Here is an 18493-nt window from a genome sequence, read left to right as displayed (position 1 = left end):
CCCGGACGACAGCGCTCCCACCGGGCCGCGCGGTCTGGACGGCTACGAAGGCGCCGTGGCCTCGCCGTAACCGCCGCCGCCCGGTGTCCTCATGACCAGTACGTCACCGGGGCCGACCTCCGCCGAGTCCACGCCCCGCAGCGGGGTGACCGTGCCGTCCGCGCGCTCCACCTCGTTGGCGCCGCGCGCGCCCAGGCCGCCGCCGGCCATGCCGTACGGGGGGACCCTGCGGTGGCCGGTCAGCAGTGCCACCGTCATGGGCTCCAGGAAACGGATCCGGCGGACGACGCCGTCGCCGCCGTGCCAGCGTCCCGGCCCGCCGCTGCCATCCCGTACGGCGAAGGCGTCGACGCGTACCGGATAGCGCCACTCCAGCACCTCGGGGTCGGTGAGCCGGGAGTTGGTCATATGGGTCTGTACGGCGTCGGCGCCGTCGAAGCCGTCGCCCGCGCCGGAACCGCTGGCCACGGTCTCGTAGTACTGCACCCGGTCATTGCCGAAGGTGAGGTTGTTCATCGTGCCCGAGCCCTCGGCCTGGACGCGCAGGGCCGCGTAGAGCGCGCCCGTGACGGCCTGCGAGGTCTCCACATTGCCCGCGACGGTCGCCGCCGGGTAGGCGGGCGCCAGCATGGAGCCGTCCGGCACGCGGACCTCCAGCGGTTCGAGACAGCCGCTGTTGAGCGGGATGTCGTCGGCCACGAGCGTCCTGAAGACATAGAGCACGGCGGCCATCACCACCGACGTGGGCGCGTTGAAATTGCCCGGGAGCTGCGGGGAGCTGCCCGTGAAGTCGAGGACGGCGCTCCTGGCCGCGCGGTCGACGCGCAGCGCCACCTCGATCACCGCGCCGCCGTCGGTCTCGTAGCGGTACGAGCCGTCGTCCAGCCCGGCGAGGATCCGGCGTACGGACTCCTCGGCGTTGCGCCGTACATGTCCCATATAGGCCTGGACGACCGGCAGCGAGAACTGGTCGACCATGCGCGCCAGTTCGGCGATGCCCTTCTCGTTCGCGGCGATCTGGGCCCGCAGGTCGGCGAGATTGGTGTCGGGGTCGCGGGACGGATACCGCGCGGTGGTGAGCAGGCGCCTGGTCTCGGCCTCGCGGAACCGGCCGTCCCTGACGAGCAGCCAGTTGTCGAAGAGCACGCCCTCCTCCTGCACGGTCCTGCTGAAGGCGGGCATGGAGCCGGGGGTGACACCGCCGATCTCGGCGTGGTGGCCGCGTGAGGCCACCAGGAAGTCCAGCCGCTCGCCCGCCGTGTCGAAGACCGGGGTCACGACGGTCACATCGGGCAGATGGGTGCCGCCGTGGTACGGGTCGTTGATCGCGTACACATCGCCGGGCCGCAGGGTGTCCTCGTTGCGCCGCAGGACTTCTTTGATCGACTCGCCCATGGAGCCCAGATGGACGGGGATGTGGGGGGCGTTGGCGATCAGGTTGCCCTCGGCGTCGAAGAGGGCGCAGGAGAAGTCGAGCCGCTCCTTGATGTTGACGGAATGAGCCGTGTTCTCCAGACGTACGCCCATCTGCTCGGCGATCGCCATGAAGAGGTTGTTGAACACCTCGAGCAGCACGGGATCCACATCCGTACCGACGGCGGTCCGCGAGGGGCGTGGCCGTACGCGCGTGAGCAGCAGATGCCCGTGCTCGCCGGCCGTCGCCCGCCAGCCGGGTTCGACAACGGTCGTGGCGTCGGCCTCGACGATCACGGCGGGGCCGGTCACGGTGTCGGAGGGACGCAGATCGTCCCTGCGGTGGAGCGGGGTGTCGTGGACACGGCCTTCGCTGAACATCCTTACGGAGGCGTACGGTTCCGCGTCGGCGTCCGGTCCGGACCGCCCCGGCCGGCTGTCGGAGCGCCGGGAGGTGTACGGAGCGGACGGCCCCGAAGTCCCCACGGCCTCCACCGATACGGCCTCCACGACCAGCGGCTTGTCCATGGTGAAGGCGTAGCGCGCGCGGTGCTGGTCCTCGAACGCCCCGGCCATGGCCGCCACCCCGTCCAGCGCGACCGGCAGGCTCGCGTCCGTACCCGCGTACCGCAGCAGCACCCGCGCGCGTGTGCTGATCGCCGTGTCGGGGACGGAGTCGGCGCGCAGTTCGGCGCGGGTGCGCCCGGCGAGCGAGCCGCACAGCTCACGCACCCGGCGCAGGGTCTCCTCGGTCAGCTCGGCCTCGACGGACTGTTCGCGCATGGCGGTGGCGTCGGCAAGGCCGATGCCGTACGCGGAGAGGACCCCGGCGAGCGGCGGCACGATCACGGTGTCCACCCCGAGCGCGTCGGCGACCGCGCAGGCGTGCTGTCCGCCGGCGCCGCCGAAGCTGGTGAGGGCGTAGCGGGTGATGTCGTGGCCGCGCTGCACGGAGATCTTCTTGACGGCGTTCGCCATGTTGAGGACGGCGATCTCCAGATAGCCGGCCGCGACCTCCTCGGGGGTACGGGCGACACCGGTGGCCTTGCGGACCTCCTCGGCGCGTTCCTCGAAGCGGCGTCGTACCACCTCGGTGTCCAGGGGCTGGTCGCCGTGCGGGCCGAACACCGCGGGGAAGTGGGCGGGCTGGACTCGGCCGAGCATCACATTGGCGTCGGTGACGGTGAGCGGGCCGCCGCGCCGGTAGCAGGCGGGGCCCGGCACGGCCCCCGCGGAGTCGGGTCCCACACGGTAGCGCTGGCCGTCGAAGTGCAGGACGGAGCCACCGCCCGCCGCGACGGTGTGGATGTTCATCATGGGGGCGCGCATCCGGACCCCGGCGACCTGGGTGCCGAGCTCCCGCTCGAACTCGCCCGCGTAGTGCGAGACATCGGTGGAGGTGCCGCCCATGTCGAAGCCGATGACCCGGTCGAAGCCCGCCTGCCGTGCCGTACGGGCCATGCCGACGACTCCGCCGGCCGGGCCCGAGAGGACGGCGTCCTTGCCGCGGAAGTGGGCGGCTTCCCGCAGGCCGCCGTTGGACTGCATGAACATCAGCCGGATTCCGCGCAGTTCCTGGGCGACCTCGTCGACATAGCGGCGCAGGATCGGGGAGAGATAGGCGTCCACGACGGTGGTGTCGCCGCGCGGCACCAGCTTGATCAGCGGGCTGACCTCGTGCGAGCAGCTCACCTGCGTGAATCCCGCGGCGCGCGCGGCCTCGGCGACGGCGCTCTCGTGCGCGGGGTGGCGGTAGCCGTGCATCAGGACGACGGCGGCGCTGCGGAAGCCGTCACGGTGGGCCTCGCGGAGCCGCTCGGTGACGGTGCCGGTGTCGAGGGGCCGTACGGTCGCGCCGTGCGCGTCGACCCGCTCGGGGACCTCGATGACACGGTCGTACACCGCTTCGGGGAGCACGATCCTGCGGTCGAACAGCCGGGGCCGGTTCTGGTACGCGATCCGCAGGGCGTCCCGGAAGCCCTCGGTGATGAGGAGGACGGTCGGCTCACCACGTCTCTCAAGGAGCGCGTTCGTGGCGACGGTCGTCCCCATCTTCACGAGGGCGATCCGGTCGGACGGGACCGGGTCCCGTGGACCGAGACCGAGCAGCAGCCGGATACCGGCGACCGCCGCGTCCCGGTACCGCTCGGGGTGGTGCGAGAGCAGCTTCCTGGTGACCAGCTCTCCGTCGGGGCGCCTGCCCACCACATCGGTGAAGGTGCCGCCCCGGTCGATCCAGAATTCCCAGCGCCCGGTCATTCCCCCATTCTCGCAAGCGGGACACCCGGCGACAGCGGTGCGAGCGGTGCGGAGAGCGGGGACAGGGTGGCGAGGGCCCGGGAGAGGGCCTGTTCGGCGTGGGCGTCGAGACGGGCGCTGGTGCCGCGGGCCCAGTGCCGTACCTCGTCGCCCGCGAGCCGCAGCAGCTCCGGCAGGAGGTCCTGGCAGCGGCGCGCCACCCAGCCCGCTCCCTTGGTGGCGAGCCACATCATGACGGCGGCGCGGCTGGGCGGGGCCTGGTCGGCCTCCAGGGACGGCGGAGGGCCGATGGCGAGACCGCGCGCGGCGAGCGGTGCGTGGAAACGCGCGGCGATCATGCGGTGGCCGCGCTCTCCGGGGTGCAGCCGGTCGGCGCTCCACAGCGACCGGTCGCCGACCCAGGCGGCGTCGGCCATATGGAGGTGGATCGTGTCGTAGCGGGCGGCCAGGGCGTGCACGACGGCGTTGAGCGCGCGCTGGCGGCGGGCGAGGGGACGGGCGAGCGGCAGAGGCAGTCCGAGCATGCTCCCGGGGTCGGGCAGACAGGTGGTCAGCAGGACGGCGCCACGGGCGGCGAGGGCCGCGCAGGCGCGGTCGAGACGCTGGGCTATGTCCTGTATGTCGAAGGCGCAGCGGAGCGTGTCGTTGACGCCGACGACGACGGAGGCGATGTCGGGGCCGAAGTCGAGGACCGCGGGGACCTGCTCCTCCTCGACATCGCGGGTCAGGGCGCCGCTGACGGCGAAGTTGTGGAACCGTACGGGGCTCTCGCCCCCGGCCCCGGCCGCCCGGGCGGGCCCGAGCGCCCCACCGAGCAACGCGGCCCACCCGCGCCACCCACCGTCGACGGGGTCACCGACGCCGGAGGTGAGCGAGTCCCCCAACGCGGCAAACCGCAACGCGCGCGGCGCCATGACAAGCCCCTTGCCACGCCGCTGCTCGCCCCGGCCGCCGACGGCCTTGCCGGTCCCGACACCGCCTGCGCCCGACGACTCGACGCCAAGCGCGTCGCCCACGCCGGGCACCGTCTGCGCGGAAGCCCCGGCGGCACCCGCGACCGGCATCCCGGCGCCGTGCGCGGCACCGGCGCCGGGCGCTGTCTGCGGCGGTACGGTCCTGGCTGCCGCTTCGCCGATGCCGCCTGCGGCCGACGATCCGGCGTCGGGCCGAGCCCCGACGCCGTGCGTCGGCTGCGACGGTACGGATCCGCGGCTGCCGGAGCCGGCTGCCGCCTCCCCGACGCCGCTGCCGGCCGACGGCCCGGCCGCCGCTTCACCGGCGACACTGTTCGTGATCGGCGCCTTGGCACCGGGCGCGGTGCCAAAGCCGTGCGTCGGCTGCGCGGGTGCCCCGGCGGCACCCGCGACCGGCGTCCCGGCGCCGTGCGCCGCCTGCGGCGGTACGGGCCCGGACGGGCCCGGAGCGAATGCCGTCGCCCCTACGGCGCCGACGGCCGACGGCCCGGTCGCCCGGCCGCTGGAGCCGCCGTCGGAAGCCCCCGCTTCCGTCGCACCCGGCCGGACGGCCGGGGCCACCGTCGTAGAACTGCCGACGGGCATCGCAGGATCCGGCCCGCCGGGCCGACCGGCGGATGTCGTCTCCGCCGGGCTGCCGCCGAGGATCGGCGCGTCGGCCGACTCTGCCCGATCCGACCGGGTCGTGCCGGCGGCACCGCCCGCGGCGGCCGGTACGGCCGGTCCGGCCTGCTGAGCGGCCTCGCGTACGGCGTCGCCGTCGGCCGGGCGGCCCGCGGGCGCCGGGCCCGTCCGGGCCGACTGGTCCCGGGGGTCCGGGAGAGGAGGCTGGTCGGCGCCGCGTACGAAGATGCGCGGCTGCGTGCCCGCGCACTCTCCGTCCGGCACCGGGTCCGCGATGTCCGCGCCGCGGGTCATCTCTGGGCTCCGTCCGGGCGGCGGATCTGCGAGGGGACCTTGTTCAGCATCGGGGCGTCGTGCGCGGCCAGGAAGCCGGCCACCGCGTTGTCCCAACTGAAAAGCTCCGCGCGGGCGCGCGCCGCGGCGCGGCGGGCGTCCTCCGGGCGGGTCAGCAGCTCCTGGATCGCGTCGGCGAAGGACACCGCGCTGTCGATCGCGGCCACCCCCGCGTCCCCGATCACCTCGGGCAGCGCCGACGACGCGCTCGGCACGACCGGCGTACCGCAGGCCAGCGCCTCCAGCGCGGAAAGTCCGAAGGTCTCGGCCGGACCCGGTGCCAGGCAGATGTCCGCGGCGGCCTGGAGGTCCGCCATCGACTCGCGGTCGGCCACATGCCCCAGGAACAGCGCGGGCAGCCGCAGCGCCCGCGCCTTGCGGACCAGTCCGGCCCGCAGCGGGCCCTCGCCCGCGACGACCAGCACCGCCCGTACGCCCCGGTCGCGCAGTTCCACCAGCGCGTCCAGCGCCGCGCCGGGCCGCTTCTCCACCGAGAGCCGGGAGCCGAGCACCAGCAGCACGTCCGCGCCGCGCGCGTACCGGGCGCGCAGCGCCTCGCTGCGCCGCTCCGGCCTGCACCGCTTCAGATCGACCCCGAGCGGCGCGCGCACCACGTTGCGGGCGCCGATCCGCAGGAACTCGCGCTCCGACCATTCCGTGGTGCACACGATCCGCGAATACGCCCACGCGCTGCGCATGTTGAGCCGGTCCGCGGTCCGCTCGGCGGCCATCCCGGGCACGCCCCAGGTCCGCAGCACTCCGTCCGCCGTCTCGTGCGAGACCATCACCGACGGCACGCGGTGGCGCCGCGCCCACTCCCCCGTCCACCGCAGGGTGGTCCGGTCGGAGACCTCGATCCGGTCGGGTCCGAGCGATTCGAGCACCTGCCGCAGCCGCCGGCGGCCCGTCAGCACCCGATAACCGCCGGTGCCCGGAATGACCGGACCGGGCAGGGTGATCACCCTGCCCTGCACGGTGTCCTCGTCCGACTCCCGGTCCCCCGGCACGATCAGCACCGGCTCGTGCCCGGCCGCGAGATAGCCGCTGCCGAGCTCCTGGAGCGCGGTACGAAGCCCGCCCGAGGCCGGGGTGACGAAGTTGGCCAGCCGTACGATGCGCAAGCCGCTCACGCGACCACCGCCGTACGCGCGCCGATGACCTCGTGGTAGTGGTCGATGAGCTGGTCGCCGACGACGGCCCAGGTCCTGCCCTCGACGGTGGTCCGTGCCGCGCGCCCGTAGGCCTCGCGGAGCGCGGGCGCGTGCGCGAGGTCCCGTACCGCCTGGGTCACGGCATCGGCGTCGAGCGGCGCGACCAGCGTGCCGGTGCGCCCGTCGTCGACCAGGTCGAGCGGTCCGCCCGCGGCGGGCGCGATCACCGGCACCCCGCTGGCCATGGCCTCCTGCACGGTCTGGCAGAAGGTCTCGTACGGCCCGGTGTGCGCGAACAGGTCGAACGAGGCGAAGGTGCGCGCCAGCGCGTCACCGGTGGTACGGCCCAGGAAGACCGCGCCGGGCAGCGTGCTCCGCAGCGAGGTCTCGCTGGGGCCGTCCCCGACGATCACGACCCGGACGCCCGGCAGTTCGCAGACGCCCGCGAGCAGTTCGACATGCTTCTCGGGCGCGAGCCGCCCGACATAACCGACGATCAGCTCCCCGTTGGGGGCAAGCTGACGGCGCAGTTCCTCGTCACGAAGCTCGGGGCGGAACCGTACGGTGTCCACGCCGCGCGGCCAGAGCCGTACCCGGGGGATGCCGTGCTCGGTGAGATCGCGCAGGGCGGCGCTGGACGGCGCGAGGGTACGGTCGGCCGCGGTGTGCACCGCGCGGATCCGGCGCCAGGCCGCCGCCTCGCCCGCGCCCACGTATGTACGGGCGTAGTGGGCCAGATCGGTCTGGTACACGGCGACGGCGGGCACCCCGAGCCGTGACGCGGCGGTCATGCCGCGGACGCCGAGCACGAACGGCCCCGCGAGGTGGACCAGTTCGGCGCGGTGGGCGGCGATGGTCGCCGCGAGCCGCCGGCTGGGCAGCGCCACCCGCACCTGCGGATAGCCGGGCAGTGGCACGGAGGGCACGCGTACCACGGGGCACGGTGCGTCGATCTCGGCATCGCCGGCGACTGACGGGGCGATGACGAGCGGGTCATGGCCGCGGGCGGCGAGATGCCGGGCGGTCTGGAGGGCGCAGTGGGCTACGCCGTTGACATCCGGTGGGAAGGACTCGGTAACTATGGCGACACGCATATTCGTGTTCTCGTCCCACCGAACGTGTCCCTGCCAACGTGGATCTTGACGTGTGGGGAACGTCCCGTGAGCATTAAACGCGGGCAGCACTCAGCGGGCGATCACCATGCACAGAGCGTGCCGGTTTCCTTACGGAGCGAGATCATCGGGCCGCTCGGAACCTCGCGTCCGCGGCAGGCGGGCGACCGCCGGGCCCGCCCATCACCACGGTGAACGGCCGGGCTTCCGGTTTGGTTCCCGCACCGGAGTCGCCAAGAGGCGCGCCGGGCACGCCGATCCACCGAGCGTCCCGCACAAGCGGGCTGATTACGGGCGAACCGGCTCAAGGACACGAAGGCACGAGCGAGCCGACCCAGGCCTCTTCACGGACTCTTCACGCTCTCCACGCGCGGAACGTTCTCCAAGCGCGGACCGGGCTCGCCACCGCCCGGTCCGCGACCCCCTACCGTGTCGCCGCGTCCGGGCCGATCCGGCTGCGGACCGCCGTCTGCACCTCGGCCTCCTCGGCCGGATCCGCGGCCAGCCGCCGCAGCCGTTCCGCCACCCGCACATCGCCGGTCTCTGCGTGCAGCGCGGCGACCTCTCTGGTCGTCTCCTCGCAGTCCCACAGGCATTCGACGGCGAACCCGGTCGCGAAGGAGGGGTCCGTGGCGGCGAGGGCGCGGGCCGTACGGCCACGGAGCTGGGAGGAGGCGGTCTCCCGGTAGACATGGCGCAGCACCGGCGCCGCGCAGACGATCCCGAGCCGCCCCGCGCCGTCGACGAGCGTCCACAGCCGCGGCGCGTCCGGCCCCTCGGCCCGTACGGTCTCGCGCAGCGCGCCCAGCACGAGCGGGGCGTCGCGCGTACCGCCCCGGAAGGCGAGCACGCCCGCCGCGGACGCGCCGAGCGCGTCGGGCCGGTGCACCCAGCCCCGGGCCCGGTCGACCGCCTCCTCGCCGCACATCCGCTCGAAGGCGGAGACCGCCGCGTCGGAGACCGTACGGTCCGGGCTGACGGCGGCGGCCTCGATCAGGTCGAGCACGGCGGGGTCACCGGCCCCGGCGAGATAGTGGAGCGCCGCGCTGCGGGCGCCGTCCGGTCCGCCGCGCGCGGTCTCGACGATCAGCGGCCGGTCCTCGGGCCCGGCGACCGCGCTCAGACAGCGGGCCGCGGGCACATGGAGCGCCGAGCCGCGCTCCAGGCCCTGCTGGGCCCAGACGAAGACGGCCGCCACGCTCCAGCCGGGCCGCGGGCCGCTCGGCCGAAGCTGCCGCTGCCAGCGGTCGAACGAGCCCTGTTCACCGGCGGCCCTGACCCGGGCGCCGACCTCCTGCCGCGGGTCGTCGGCCCACAGCCGCCACGGCCGTGGTTCGAAGGCGTCCCGTACGGCGGCGGCGAGTTCGGTGTCGCCCTCGGGGGTGGCGGGGAACCGCGCGAGGACCGGTACGGCCAGTGAGCGCAGTCCGGTGTCGTCGTCGCGCAGCGCCAGTTCGTCCAGCGCCCAGGCCCAGTTGGCGCCGGTCGCCGCGTACCGCCTGAGCAGTTCCAGGGCGTCGCGCCTGCCGTACGAGGCGAGGTGGCCGAGGACGGCGAGCGCGAGCCCGGTCCGTGACTCCTCGGTGTCGAACCGGTCCTCGGCGTCGAAGAGATGGCGGTCGACGGCGTCGAGCCCGCCGTGCAGATCCAGGTAGAGACGCGCGTAGTACAGCGACCTGTTCTCGACCTGCCAGTCGTGCCGGGGGTCGTTCAGTACGCAGTGGTTCAGGGCGGCGAGCGCCTCCGTACGGGGCGCCGCGAGCGCGTGCAGCGTGCCGTCGCCGCGGCCCCTCTGCAACAGGCCGAGCAGCGTGCCGCTCGGCGCTATGACTGGATCGAACATGGAAGAAGCCTCACATCAAGCTGTTGACGCGACCGGGGGTGCGACGCGGCACCGCGACACGGTGCCGGCCCTCTCGGGTCCAGGCCCTGCCCGCCGCGTACCATCCGGCGGGCAGGGCTCAGACCGTGCGGCAACATGCCCCGCCGCCCGTCGTCTCCCGCTCAGCGCAGACCATCTTCCCTGCCTCTCGTCGGTGGCCCACTGCGGGCCCGACGTCATGATGACCCAGCCATTTCGCCACCGCGACCACATTTACGACGTCTCTCACCTGGCTTCGAACAGCTCCAGAAGGTCCGTCTTCCCAAACATCCGCGCGGTATCCACGGCGGAGGGCGTCCCCTCCGCCGGATCGGCGCCGCCGGCGAGCAGGGTCCTGATGACCTCGTCCTCACCTTTGAAAACCGCGCCGGCGAGCGGGGTCTGGCCGCGGTCGTTGGCGCGGGAGGCCTCGGCGCCGCGCTCCAGCAGCGCGGCCACCGTCTCGGCGTGGCCGTGGTAGGCGGCGAGCATCAGAAGCGAGTCGCCCCGGTCGTTGGTGAGATTCACGGGCACTCCGGCGTCGATGTACGCGGTGAGCGCTCCGGTCCCCCCGTGCCTGGCCAGATCGAAGATCTTCGTGGCCAGCTCCACCACCTCGGGATCCGGGGTTTCGCTCATCGGTGGACCGCCTCTCACGCTGTTGACCTGGTACGTACGGCATCTGCGCCGTACGAGTGACGGACAGACTACTGCGGCGCCATGCGGGGCACCGCGTCGACCAGTGCAGTGAAATACCCGATATTTCACTCCGTTGCACCTTTTATCGCATAGATACTTTCCGTGATTCTGGAAGAACTCATGGTGACTGTCCCCATCAACCAGGAGAACTCTCATGATTCTGTCCGTGTCGGGTGTCGTGCTGCTCGGAATCATCGTCTTCCTCTTCTTCCGGAAGGACGGACTCAAGGCGTCGCACGCGATGGTGTGCTCCCTCTTCGGCTTCTATCTCGCGGGCACCGCCATCGCCCCGAGCATCACGGCCGGGGGCGCCAGCCTCGCCGGTCTCCTGGGCGGGATCAAGTTCTGATTCCGGCCCGCTCCCCTTTCCGCACCTACAGGAGACCTTCGTGGCCCGGCGAGCACTCCCCCGCATTCTGAGCAGCGGCAGCGACCGGATCGCGCGCGGCCGTGAGCTGGCCCGTACGGCAGCCGACGGTGCCACCGATGTTCTCCATCCGCTGATCACCATCACCCGGGGGCTGCGGATGCTGGCCGCAGCGGGGCGCCAGAAGTGGGCCGGCACCCCCAAGGACCGGCGCGGTCCCGCGCTGTTCCTGATCGCCGCCTGTGTGCTGGTGCTCGCGTTCATTCCGTACGGGCCGATGCTGGCCCTGGTCACGGTGATGGGCGTGGCCGCCTGGCAGGGGCGCGACCGTACGCCGCCGGCGCGGACCGGGCCCGACGAAGCGGAGGCACGGCGGCTCCAGTCGCTGTACGAGGCGCTGGTGCCGTATCTCTCCGCTCCCGAGGACCCGAGTCCGCTCTTCGCCCATGGCGGCGAGTGGAGCAAGGCGTTCGGCGAGCACGCCTTCGATGCCCAGGGGCGGCTCACCCGGCTCCAGTTGGCCTATCCCGCCTACTTCACCGACGGCGAACCCGAGGCGCGCGCCCGGATCGAGCAGGTGCTGTACGCCAAGTCCGGACGCGGACGTGAATACCACTTCGACTGGCACGAGGAGGCCAACCAGCTTGTGATGACCGTGCTGCCGGCCCTCACCACCTCGATCGCCGCCCAGCGTTTCGTCACGGCCCCCGGCGAGACGGTCCTCGGCTTCACCGACGACGGAGCGGTGCCGCGGACCGTGCCGGTCGTCGTGGGCGACGCGCACCGGAACGCTCCCCCGGTGCTCTGGCGGACCGGGCCGCGCTCGGCGGAGCCGCATCTGCTGGTCGCGGGGCAGCCGGGCAGCGGGGTCACCAGCCTGCTGCGCTCCATCGCCCTCCAGGCCCTCCGGCACGGCGACGTCCTGATCGTGGAGGGCAGCGGAACGGGCGAGTTCACCTGTCTGACCGGCCGCACCGGTGTGCTCGCGGTGGAGTACGGGCTGGCCGGGGCGCTGGCCGGGCTGGAGTGGGCCGCGCACGAGACGGAGCGGCGGCTGATCGCCGCCAACCAGGCCCGGCAGTCGGGCCGTCCCGCTCCCGAGGACATCAAACGGCCGCTGTGGATCCTGGTGGACCGGCCGGGCGTCTTCCGTCAGCTCGCGGAGGCCGAGGGGCGGCCGGATCCGCAGGAGCTGCTCCATGTGCCGCTGCGCCACGGCAGGGCCGCCCATGTGACGGTGGTGGTCGCCGATCAGCTCGACGATCTGGACGCGCTGGACGAGACCGTACGCACGCACACCCGCGCCCGGGTGGTCCTGGGGCCGGTGGCGGCGCCGCAGGTGGAAGCGGTGCTCGGACTGCCGCCGCACACCACGCCCACGGCGGACGTCCCGCCCGGCAGGGGTTACGCGCGGCTCGGTACGGGCCCGGTGCTCAGGATCCAGGTCCCGGCGACGCCCGACCCGTACGACGACGAGACGAGCGAGCAGCACCGCCGCGCGGTCCTGGACCTCCTCCCGGAGCGGCCGGCCGCGTTCGGCGAGACGCCGGCCGCGGCGCCGTCGCCGGAGTGGACGCCGTCGCCGGAGCAGCAGCGGGAGGAGCAGGAACAGCAGCGGCGGATCCAGGTGCACGAACCGGACCGGCCGCTCGGAACGGTCCGTACGCCCAGGCCGCCCGCCCGTCCGGTGCCCGCCGAGGGCTGAGAGCCGACGGCCCCCGCGCCGGGTCTCAGGTGACAAACGCGCCGGGTCTCAGGCGACGAAGGTGCGCGGCGCCTCCGTCCCGGTGCTCGCGCCCTTCGCCACCAGGCGCGCCGCCGCGGCCAGCCGTGCCGCGGCCTCGACGGCGACCGGCCCGCCCACGGTGAACGGCAGCCGTACGTACCCCTCGAACGCCCCGTCGACCCCGAAGCGGGGCCCGGAAGGCACCCGTACCCCGACCCGTTCGCCCACCTCGGCCAGCCGGGAGCCGGAGAGCCCGCCGGTGCGTACCCACAGGGTCAGCCCGCCGCGCGGCACCTCGAACTCCCAGTCGGGCAGCCGCTCGCGCACCGCCGCCACCAGCGCGTCCCGGTTCTCCCGCGCCTGGGCCCTGCGCAGCGCGACCGCGTCCTCCCAGCCACCGGTCCGCATCAGCCAGTTGATGGCGAGCTGCTCCAGTACCGGGGTGCCGAGATCGGCGTACGCGCGTGCCGCGACCAGCGAACGGATCACGTCCGGCGCCGCGCGCACCCAGCCGATCCGCATCCCCGCCCAGAAGGCCTTGCTGGCCGAGCCGACCGTGAGGACCGTGCTGCCCGCAGGGTCGAAGGCGCAGACCGGCCTCGGCATCTCCGTACCGGGGTCCAGGTGCAGTTCCGACATGGTCTCGTCGACGACGAGCACGGTGCCCGCCGAGCGTGCCGCGTCGACGAGCTGCCGCCGCTGGTCCTCGTCGGCCAGCGCGCCCGTCGGATTGTGGAAGTCGGCCACCACATAGGCGAGCCGGGGGCGGCCTCCCGCAGTACCTGCCGCCAGCGCCCCAGATCCCAGCCGGTCAGCCCCTCCGCCATGGCCACCGGCACCAGCCGGGCGCCCGCCTCGCGCATGAGCTGGAGGATGTTCGCGTACGAGGGGGACTCCACCGCGATCCGCTCGCCCCGGCCCGCGAAGAGATGGCAGATCGCGTCGATCGCGCCCATCGCTCCCGTGGTCACCATGATCTGTTCGGGCATGGTGGGAATGCCGCGCCCGGTGTAGCGGTCGGCGAGCATCTGCCGCAGCGCGGGCAGTCCGGCCGGGTAGTCGCCATGGGTGTGCGCGTACGGCGGCAGCTCCTCCAGCGCGCCCTGGACGGCCCGGGTCAGCCAGGGCTCGGGGGCGGGCAGGGCGGCGGTGCCGAGGTCGATCATCGAGCCCAGCGACTCGGGGGGCAGCGGTTCGAGGCCGCGCGCGGGCAGCGGATTGCCCGCCGGTACGGCCGTCCAGCTTCCCGCGCCCCTGCGGGACTCCAGAAACCCCTCGGCGCGCAGTGCCTCGTACGCGGCGGCCACGGTCGTACGGCTCACCGACAGCGAGAGCGCCAGCTCGCGCTCCGCGGGCAGCCGGGCGGCGACGGGGACCCGGCCTTCGAGGACGAGCAGCCGGATGCCGTCGGCGAGGGCGCGGTAGGCGGGCGGTCTGCGGGTGCCGGGCACGGTGGGCGCGGGCTGCTGGGTGGTGAGCTGCCGGGCGAGCTGAGCCGCGCCGACGGCCGAGGTCCACTGCGCCATGAAAATCAGTCCACCTTCCTTGAATTGGCCATGGTTGGCATCTACCAGCCAGCCACAGAGTGACACGCACCAGTCCACCATCGCACCAAGGGGCCTTTTCATGTCAGCCTTCTCCGGCTTTTCCGGTTTCAGCCGTTTCCGGAAGCGGTCCGCCGGCCGGGGACTCCATGGCCGGCGGCTCCCCCGCAGGCTGACGCAGCTCTACGCCGGACTCGCGCTGTACGGGGCGAGCGCGGCGCTGCTGGTGCGCGGCGGTCTCGGTCTTGAGCCCTGGGGCGTGCTGCACCAGGGGCTCGCGGAGCTGACCGAGCTGACCATGGGGGTCGTCTCGATCATCGTCGGCGCGGTCGTGCTGCTGCTCTGGATCCCGATCCGGCAGCGCCCGGGGCTGGGCACGGTCTCCAATGTGTTCGTGGTGGGCCTCGCGATGGACGCCGCACTCGCCGCCGTCCCCGCCGGTCACAGCCTGACGACCCGGGTCCCGCTGCTGGTCGCCGGGATCGTCCTCAACGGGCTGGCCACCGGTCTCTACATAGCGGCCCGCTTCGGCCCGGGCCCGCGCGACGGCCTGATGACCGGGCTGCACCGGCTCACCGGCCGCTCGGTGCGGCTGGTGCGTACGGCCATCGAGGTCGCCGTCGTCGCCACCGGCTTCGCGCTCGGCGGCTCGGTGGGCATCGGCACCATCGCGTACGCCCTGGCCATCGGCCCGCTCGCCCAGCTCTTCCTGCGTGTCTTCGCCATCCCCCCGGCGGCCGGCGGCAGCACCGCCGTCGCCGCCGGGACACCGGCAGGGGCCATACTGCGGCGGTGACTCCCGTATCCCACCCCTATCTCGACCGGCCGACACCGATCCCGTTCGCCCATCGCGGCGGCGCGGCGGACGGGCTGGAGAACACCGCGGCCGCCTTCCGCCGCGCCGCCGGCCTCGGCTACCGCCACTTCGAGACCGATGTGCACGCCACGGCGGACGGCCGGCTCGTCGCCTTCCACGACGCGACCCTGGACCGGGTGACCGACTCCCGGGGCCGGATCGTCGATCTGCCCTGGGCCGAGGTGCGCCGGGCGAGGGTGGCGGGCAGCGAGCCGCTGCCGCTCTTCGAGGAGCTGCTCGAAGAGTTCCCCGAGGCGCGCTGGAATGTCGACATCAAGGCCGCGCCCGCGCTGGAGCCGCTGGTCGAGCTGATCCGCAGGACGGACTGCTGGGACCGGGTGTGCGTGGGCTCCTTCTCCGAGGCCAGGGTGGCACGCGCGGCCCGGCTCGCGGGTCCCCGGCTGGCCACCTCGTACGGGGTGAAGGGCGTGCTGGGCCTGCGGCTGCGCTCGTACGGCATTCCCTTCCCGGTCCGACCCGGCGCGGTCTGCGCGCAGGTTCCCGAGACACAGAGCGGGATCCGGGTGGTGGACGAGCGCTTCATACGCATGGCGCACGCCCGCGGTCTGCAGGTCCATGTCTGGACGGTCAATGAGCCCGATCGCATGGAGGCGCTGCTGGATCTCGGTGTGGATGGCATCATGACGGATCAACTGGAAGCGCTGCGCACGGTGTTGACCGCGCGAGGAGTCTGGCATTGACCGGGCGGGGCGCCGGTACGACGGAACACTCTGAGGAATCGAGGGAGCACGCGGTGAGCACTGACACCGCCGTGGACCGGGCCGACGGGGCGGCGGACCGCACACGCGAGCAACGCGGCTGGTATTTCTACGACTTCGCGTGCTCGGTCTACTCGACGAGCGTGCTCACGGTCTTTCTCGGCCCCTATCTGACCTCGGTGGCGAAGGCCGCGGCCGACGCCGACGGCTTTGTCCATCCGCTGGGCATCCCGGTGCGCGCGGGCTCGGTCTTCGCGTACGCGGTGTCCGTCTCGGTGGTGGTGGCCGTGCTGGTGATGCCGCTGGCCGGCGCGGTGGCCGACCGTACGGGACGCAAGAAGCCGCTGCTGGCCGCGGCCGCGTATCTGGGCGCGACCGCCACGGCGTGCATGTTCTTCCTGGACGGCGACCGCTATCTGCTGGGCGCGCTGCTGCTGATCGTGGCGAACGCCTCGATCTCGGTGTCGATGGTGCTCTACAACGCTTATCTGCCGCAGATAGCGGCGCCAGAGGAACGCGACGCGGTCTCCTCGCGCGGCTGGGCCTTCGGCTACACCTCGGGCGCGCTGGTCCTCGTCCTCAATCTGGTGCTCTACACCGGCCATGAGTCCTTCGGGCTCTCGGAGTCGGAGGCGGTACGGATCTGTCTCGCCTCGGCCGGGGTCTGGTGGGGCGCGTTCACGATCGTGCCGCTGCGCAGGCTGCGCGACCGCAAGGTGGCGCGCGACGGCGCGGACGGTGTCGGCGAGGGCGCGGTGGGCGCGGGCTGGCGTCAACTCGTGGCCACGCTGCGGGACATGCGGCGCCATCCGCTGACGCTCTCCTTCCTGCTCGCCTATCTCGTCTACAACGACGGCATCCAGACGGTGATCTCACAGGCCTCGATCTACGGTTCCGAGGAACTCGGCCTGGACCAGACGACGCTGATCACCGCCGTGCTGCTGGTGCAGGTGCTGGCGGTCGGCGGCGCGCTGGGCATGGGCCGGCTGGCCAGGTCGTACGGCGCCAAGCGGACGGTCCTGTGGTCGCTGGCGGTCTGGACACTGATCCTCGTGGCCGGTTACTTCCTGCCCGCCGGAGCTCCGGTCGCGTTCTATGTGCTGGCCTCGGCGATCGGTCTGGTCCTGGGCGGCAGCCAGGCGCTGTCCCGGTCGCTGTTCTCGCATCTCGTGCCGCACGGCAAGGAGGCCGAGTACTTCTCGGCGTACGAGATGAGCGACCGGGGGCTGAGCTGGCTGGGGCCGCTCGTGTTCGGTCTGGCGTATCAGCTCACGGGCAGCTACCGGGACGCGATCATCTCGCTGGTGATCTTCTTCGTGCTCGGCTTCGGACTGCTGGCGAGGGTCCCGGTCGGCCGGGCGATCGCGGCGGCGGGCAATCCCGTACCGGAGCGGATTTAGACGTTGAAGTGAAAGGGCGGTAGTGTACGCGTTTGGCCTGCCAGGCGGACCGTTACTGCGTAACCGGAGAGTAGATGAAAAGCGGAATTGCTGGGTGACATCTCCTGTTAGATGTGACAAACCGGGCGCTGGTGGGTACAACAAGGGCGGCACGACGGGCGACGCATGACCCGGAACGGGAATCTTTACCGCCGACCGGACGTTGACCGGATGACGACGACAGCGACACCTGTCCTGTGGGCGACAAGCCCGGGAGGCACGATTCATGAGTGAGCGAGCTCTCCGCGGCACGCGACTCGTGGTTACCAGCTACGAGACGGACCGCGGCATCGATCTGGCCCCGCGCCAGGCGGTGGAGTACGCATGCCAGAACGGCCATCGATTTGAGATGCCGTTCTCGGTAGAGGCGGAAATTCCGCCGGAGTGGGAGTGCAAGGCGTGCGGCGCCCAGGCACTCCTGGTGGACGGGGATGGTCCCGAAGAGAAGAAGGGCAAGCCTGCGCGTACGCACTGGGACATGCTCATGGAGCGGCGCACTCGTGAGGAGCTGGAGGAGGTGCTGGCCGAGAGGCTGGCCGTCCTGCGCTCCGGCGCCATGAACATCGCCGTGCATCCGCGGGACAGCCGGAAGTCCGCCTGACCGACCAGCGAGACACAACAGCACAGAGCCGCGGGCTGCGTCACACCGAGTGTGTGGCCGCAGCCCGCGGCTCGTTGTATGCCTCGTTGTTGTATGCGGGGGTACGCGGACTTACTTCCGCGCGCGGCCCGTCTTCGGCCACGCGTCTTCGGCCACGCGGCCCGTCCCCGGTCAGGGGGTCAGGGGCGGGCGCGGGCCGTCCTTCTCGTCGTCGTGGCGGCTCGGGTCGTGCTCGTCGTGCCGGATGACCTCGCCCTGCACCACCTTGCCGTCCGGCCGCCGCATCCGGGCCTGCTGGAAGGCGTCACCGAGGCTGCCGGGTGGGGCCACCGTCGCCATGCGCCGCTCCAGCGACCGCTCCGCGTACCGGCCTAGGGCCGTCCGTACGGGCGGTACGAGCAGCAGCAGACCCGCCACGTCGGTGATCAGCCCGGGCAGCATGATCAGCAGGCCGCCCAGCATCAGAAAGCCATTGCCCGTGGTCCCGTTGGCGGGCTCCGGGACGAGCGGCTCCCCGGGGTGCTCCTGCTGCTGCTTCTGTGCCTTCTGCAGGGTCTCGGTGAGATTGCGGAAGGCACGACGCCCGGCCCGCTTGATCACCACCGAGCCGAGGACGACCGCCCCCACCAGCAGCAACAGAACGGTCAGCCCGCCCGCCGCGTCGGCCACGAGGATCAGCAGCCAGATCTCCAGCACCACCCAGGCGGCGATGCCCAGCGGAAGAAAAGTGCGGACACGGGAGCGCTTGGGAACGGTCCGGGACGGATGCGCGGTCGTCATGGTTCCAGTGTGCCTGGGCGCGGGCCGGGATGGCG

At 72.7% G+C, this 18493-nt stretch carries 13 protein-coding genes and 1 pseudogene; 6 read left to right on the top strand and 8 right to left on the bottom strand.

What is annotated here, in order from left to right; genetic code table 11:
- Positions 1 to 42: 42 nt before the first annotated feature.
- The 6 genes from KQY30_RS30500 to KQY30_RS30475 all read right to left on the bottom strand — a co-directional run bounded on the left by KQY30_RS30500 (position 43) and on the right by KQY30_RS30475 (position 10366).
- Complete coding sequence (locus tag KQY30_RS30500; RefSeq protein WP_217309748.1) at positions 43 to 3672, bottom strand: hydantoinase B/oxoprolinase family protein; 3630 nt, start codon at positions 3670 to 3672, stop codon at positions 43 to 45.
- Positions 3669 to 4586 (bottom strand): SGNH/GDSL hydrolase family protein, encoded by a 918-nt coding sequence (locus KQY30_RS30495; RefSeq protein ID WP_217311409.1) that lies wholly within the window; start codon positions 4584 to 4586, stop codon positions 3669 to 3671. Before KQY30_RS30495 ends, KQY30_RS30500 begins: the two co-directional genes overlap by 4 nt.
- 974 nt (positions 4587 to 5560) lie before the next feature.
- Complete coding sequence (locus KQY30_RS30490; RefSeq protein WP_046500738.1) at positions 5561 to 6733, bottom strand: glycosyltransferase; 1173 nt, start codon at positions 6731 to 6733, stop codon at positions 5561 to 5563.
- Entirely contained in the window at positions 6730 to 7848 is a 1119-nt protein-coding gene (locus KQY30_RS30485) for a glycosyltransferase family 1 protein (RefSeq protein ID WP_217309746.1), read from the bottom strand. Before KQY30_RS30485 ends, KQY30_RS30490 begins: the two co-directional genes overlap by 4 nt.
- A 442-nt stretch (positions 7849 to 8290) precedes the next feature.
- Positions 8291 to 9709 carry a HEAT repeat domain-containing protein gene (locus KQY30_RS30480; protein WP_217309745.1) on the bottom strand — a complete coding sequence of 473 codons (1419 nt, stop codon included), beginning with the start codon at positions 9707 to 9709 and terminating at the stop codon, positions 8291 to 8293.
- A gap of 264 nt (positions 9710 to 9973) precedes the next feature.
- Positions 9974 to 10366, bottom strand: coding sequence for an ankyrin repeat domain-containing protein (locus KQY30_RS30475; protein ID WP_217309743.1), 393 nt, complete (start codon positions 10364 to 10366; stop codon positions 9974 to 9976).
- A 214-nt stretch (positions 10367 to 10580) separates the two neighbouring features.
- Between KQY30_RS30475 and KQY30_RS30470 the strand changes: the two genes are divergently transcribed.
- Both KQY30_RS30470 and KQY30_RS30465 read left to right on the top strand, forming a co-directional pair.
- Positions 10581 to 10775, top strand: coding sequence for a hypothetical protein (locus KQY30_RS30470; protein WP_046500734.1), 195 nt, complete (start codon positions 10581 to 10583; stop codon positions 10773 to 10775).
- A gap of 40 nt (positions 10776 to 10815) precedes the next feature.
- Positions 10816 to 12498 carry a hypothetical protein gene (locus KQY30_RS30465; protein WP_254407379.1) on the top strand — a complete coding sequence of 561 codons (1683 nt, stop codon included), beginning with the start codon at positions 10816 to 10818 and terminating at the stop codon, positions 12496 to 12498.
- A 48-nt stretch (positions 12499 to 12546) separates the two neighbouring features.
- On the opposite strand, the pseudogene KQY30_RS30460 reads toward KQY30_RS30465, so the two are convergent.
- Positions 12547 to 14045, bottom strand: a pseudogene (locus tag KQY30_RS30460) (PLP-dependent aminotransferase family protein).
- A 100-nt stretch (positions 14046 to 14145) separates the two neighbouring features.
- Here KQY30_RS30460 and KQY30_RS30455 point away from each other — a divergent pair.
- The 4 genes from KQY30_RS30455 to KQY30_RS30440 all read left to right on the top strand — a co-directional run bounded on the left by KQY30_RS30455 (position 14146) and on the right by KQY30_RS30440 (position 17678).
- A complete protein-coding gene (locus KQY30_RS30455; protein ID WP_254407378.1) occupies positions 14146 to 14859 on the top strand; it encodes a YitT family protein in 714 nt (237 codons plus the stop codon).
- A complete protein-coding gene (locus KQY30_RS30450) occupies positions 14856 to 15620 on the top strand; it encodes a glycerophosphodiester phosphodiesterase (protein ID WP_217309741.1) in 765 nt (254 codons plus the stop codon). The genes KQY30_RS30455 and KQY30_RS30450 overlap by 4 nt, the downstream gene beginning before the upstream one ends.
- Before the next feature lie 53 nt (positions 15621 to 15673).
- Entirely contained in the window at positions 15674 to 17038 is a 1365-nt protein-coding gene (locus tag KQY30_RS30445; RefSeq protein ID WP_217309739.1) for an MFS transporter, read from the top strand.
- Between the two features lie 265 nt (positions 17039 to 17303).
- Positions 17304 to 17678, top strand: a complete 375-nt coding sequence (locus tag KQY30_RS30440; RefSeq protein WP_003959706.1) for an RNA polymerase-binding protein RbpA — start codon at positions 17304 to 17306, stop codon at positions 17676 to 17678.
- Between the two features lie 171 nt (positions 17679 to 17849).
- On the opposite strand, the gene fxsA is transcribed toward KQY30_RS30440, so the two are convergent.
- Positions 17850 to 18458 carry an FxsA family membrane protein gene (gene fxsA, locus KQY30_RS30435; RefSeq protein ID WP_217309738.1) on the bottom strand — a complete coding sequence of 203 codons (609 nt, stop codon included), beginning with the start codon at positions 18456 to 18458 and terminating at the stop codon, positions 17850 to 17852.
- Positions 18459 to 18493 lie beyond the last annotated feature (35 nt).

Source organism: Streptomyces sp. GMY02 (assembly GCF_019056675.1).
In the GTDB taxonomy this organism is placed as follows: domain Bacteria; phylum Actinomycetota; class Actinomycetes; order Streptomycetales; family Streptomycetaceae; genus Streptomyces; species Streptomyces odonnellii.
The sequence above is the reverse complement of the archived record's forward strand: the minus strand, read 5'-3'. Positions and strand labels throughout refer to the sequence as shown.

Bases quoted from the DNA above. Each gene is read 5' to 3' on its own strand.
- KQY30_RS30500 (WP_217309748.1), bottom strand. From the start codon at position 3,672: ATGACCGGGCGCTGGGAATTCTGGATCGACCGGGGCGGCACCTTCACC.
- KQY30_RS30470 (WP_046500734.1), top strand. From the start codon at position 10,581: ATGATTCTGTCCGTGTCGGGTGTCGTGCTGCTCGGAATCATCGTCTTC.
- fxsA (WP_217309738.1), bottom strand. From the start codon at position 18,458: ATGACGACCGCGCATCCGTCCCGGACCGTTCCCAAGCGCTCCCGTGTC.
- KQY30_RS30475 (WP_217309743.1), bottom strand. From the start codon at position 10,366: ATGAGCGAAACCCCGGATCCCGAGGTGGTGGAGCTGGCCACGAAGATC.
- KQY30_RS30495 (WP_217311409.1), bottom strand. From the start codon at position 4,586: ATGGCGCCGCGCGCGTTGCGGTTTGCCGCGTTGGGGGACTCGCTCACC.
- KQY30_RS30480 (WP_217309745.1), bottom strand. From the start codon at position 9,709: ATGTTCGATCCAGTCATAGCGCCGAGCGGCACGCTGCTCGGCCTGTTG.
- KQY30_RS30485 (WP_217309746.1), bottom strand. From the start codon at position 7,848: ATGCGTGTCGCCATAGTTACCGAGTCCTTCCCACCGGATGTCAACGGC.
- KQY30_RS30455 (WP_254407378.1), top strand. From the start codon at position 14,146: ATGTCAGCCTTCTCCGGCTTTTCCGGTTTCAGCCGTTTCCGGAAGCGG.
- KQY30_RS30440 (WP_003959706.1), top strand. From the start codon at position 17,304: ATGAGTGAGCGAGCTCTCCGCGGCACGCGACTCGTGGTTACCAGCTAC.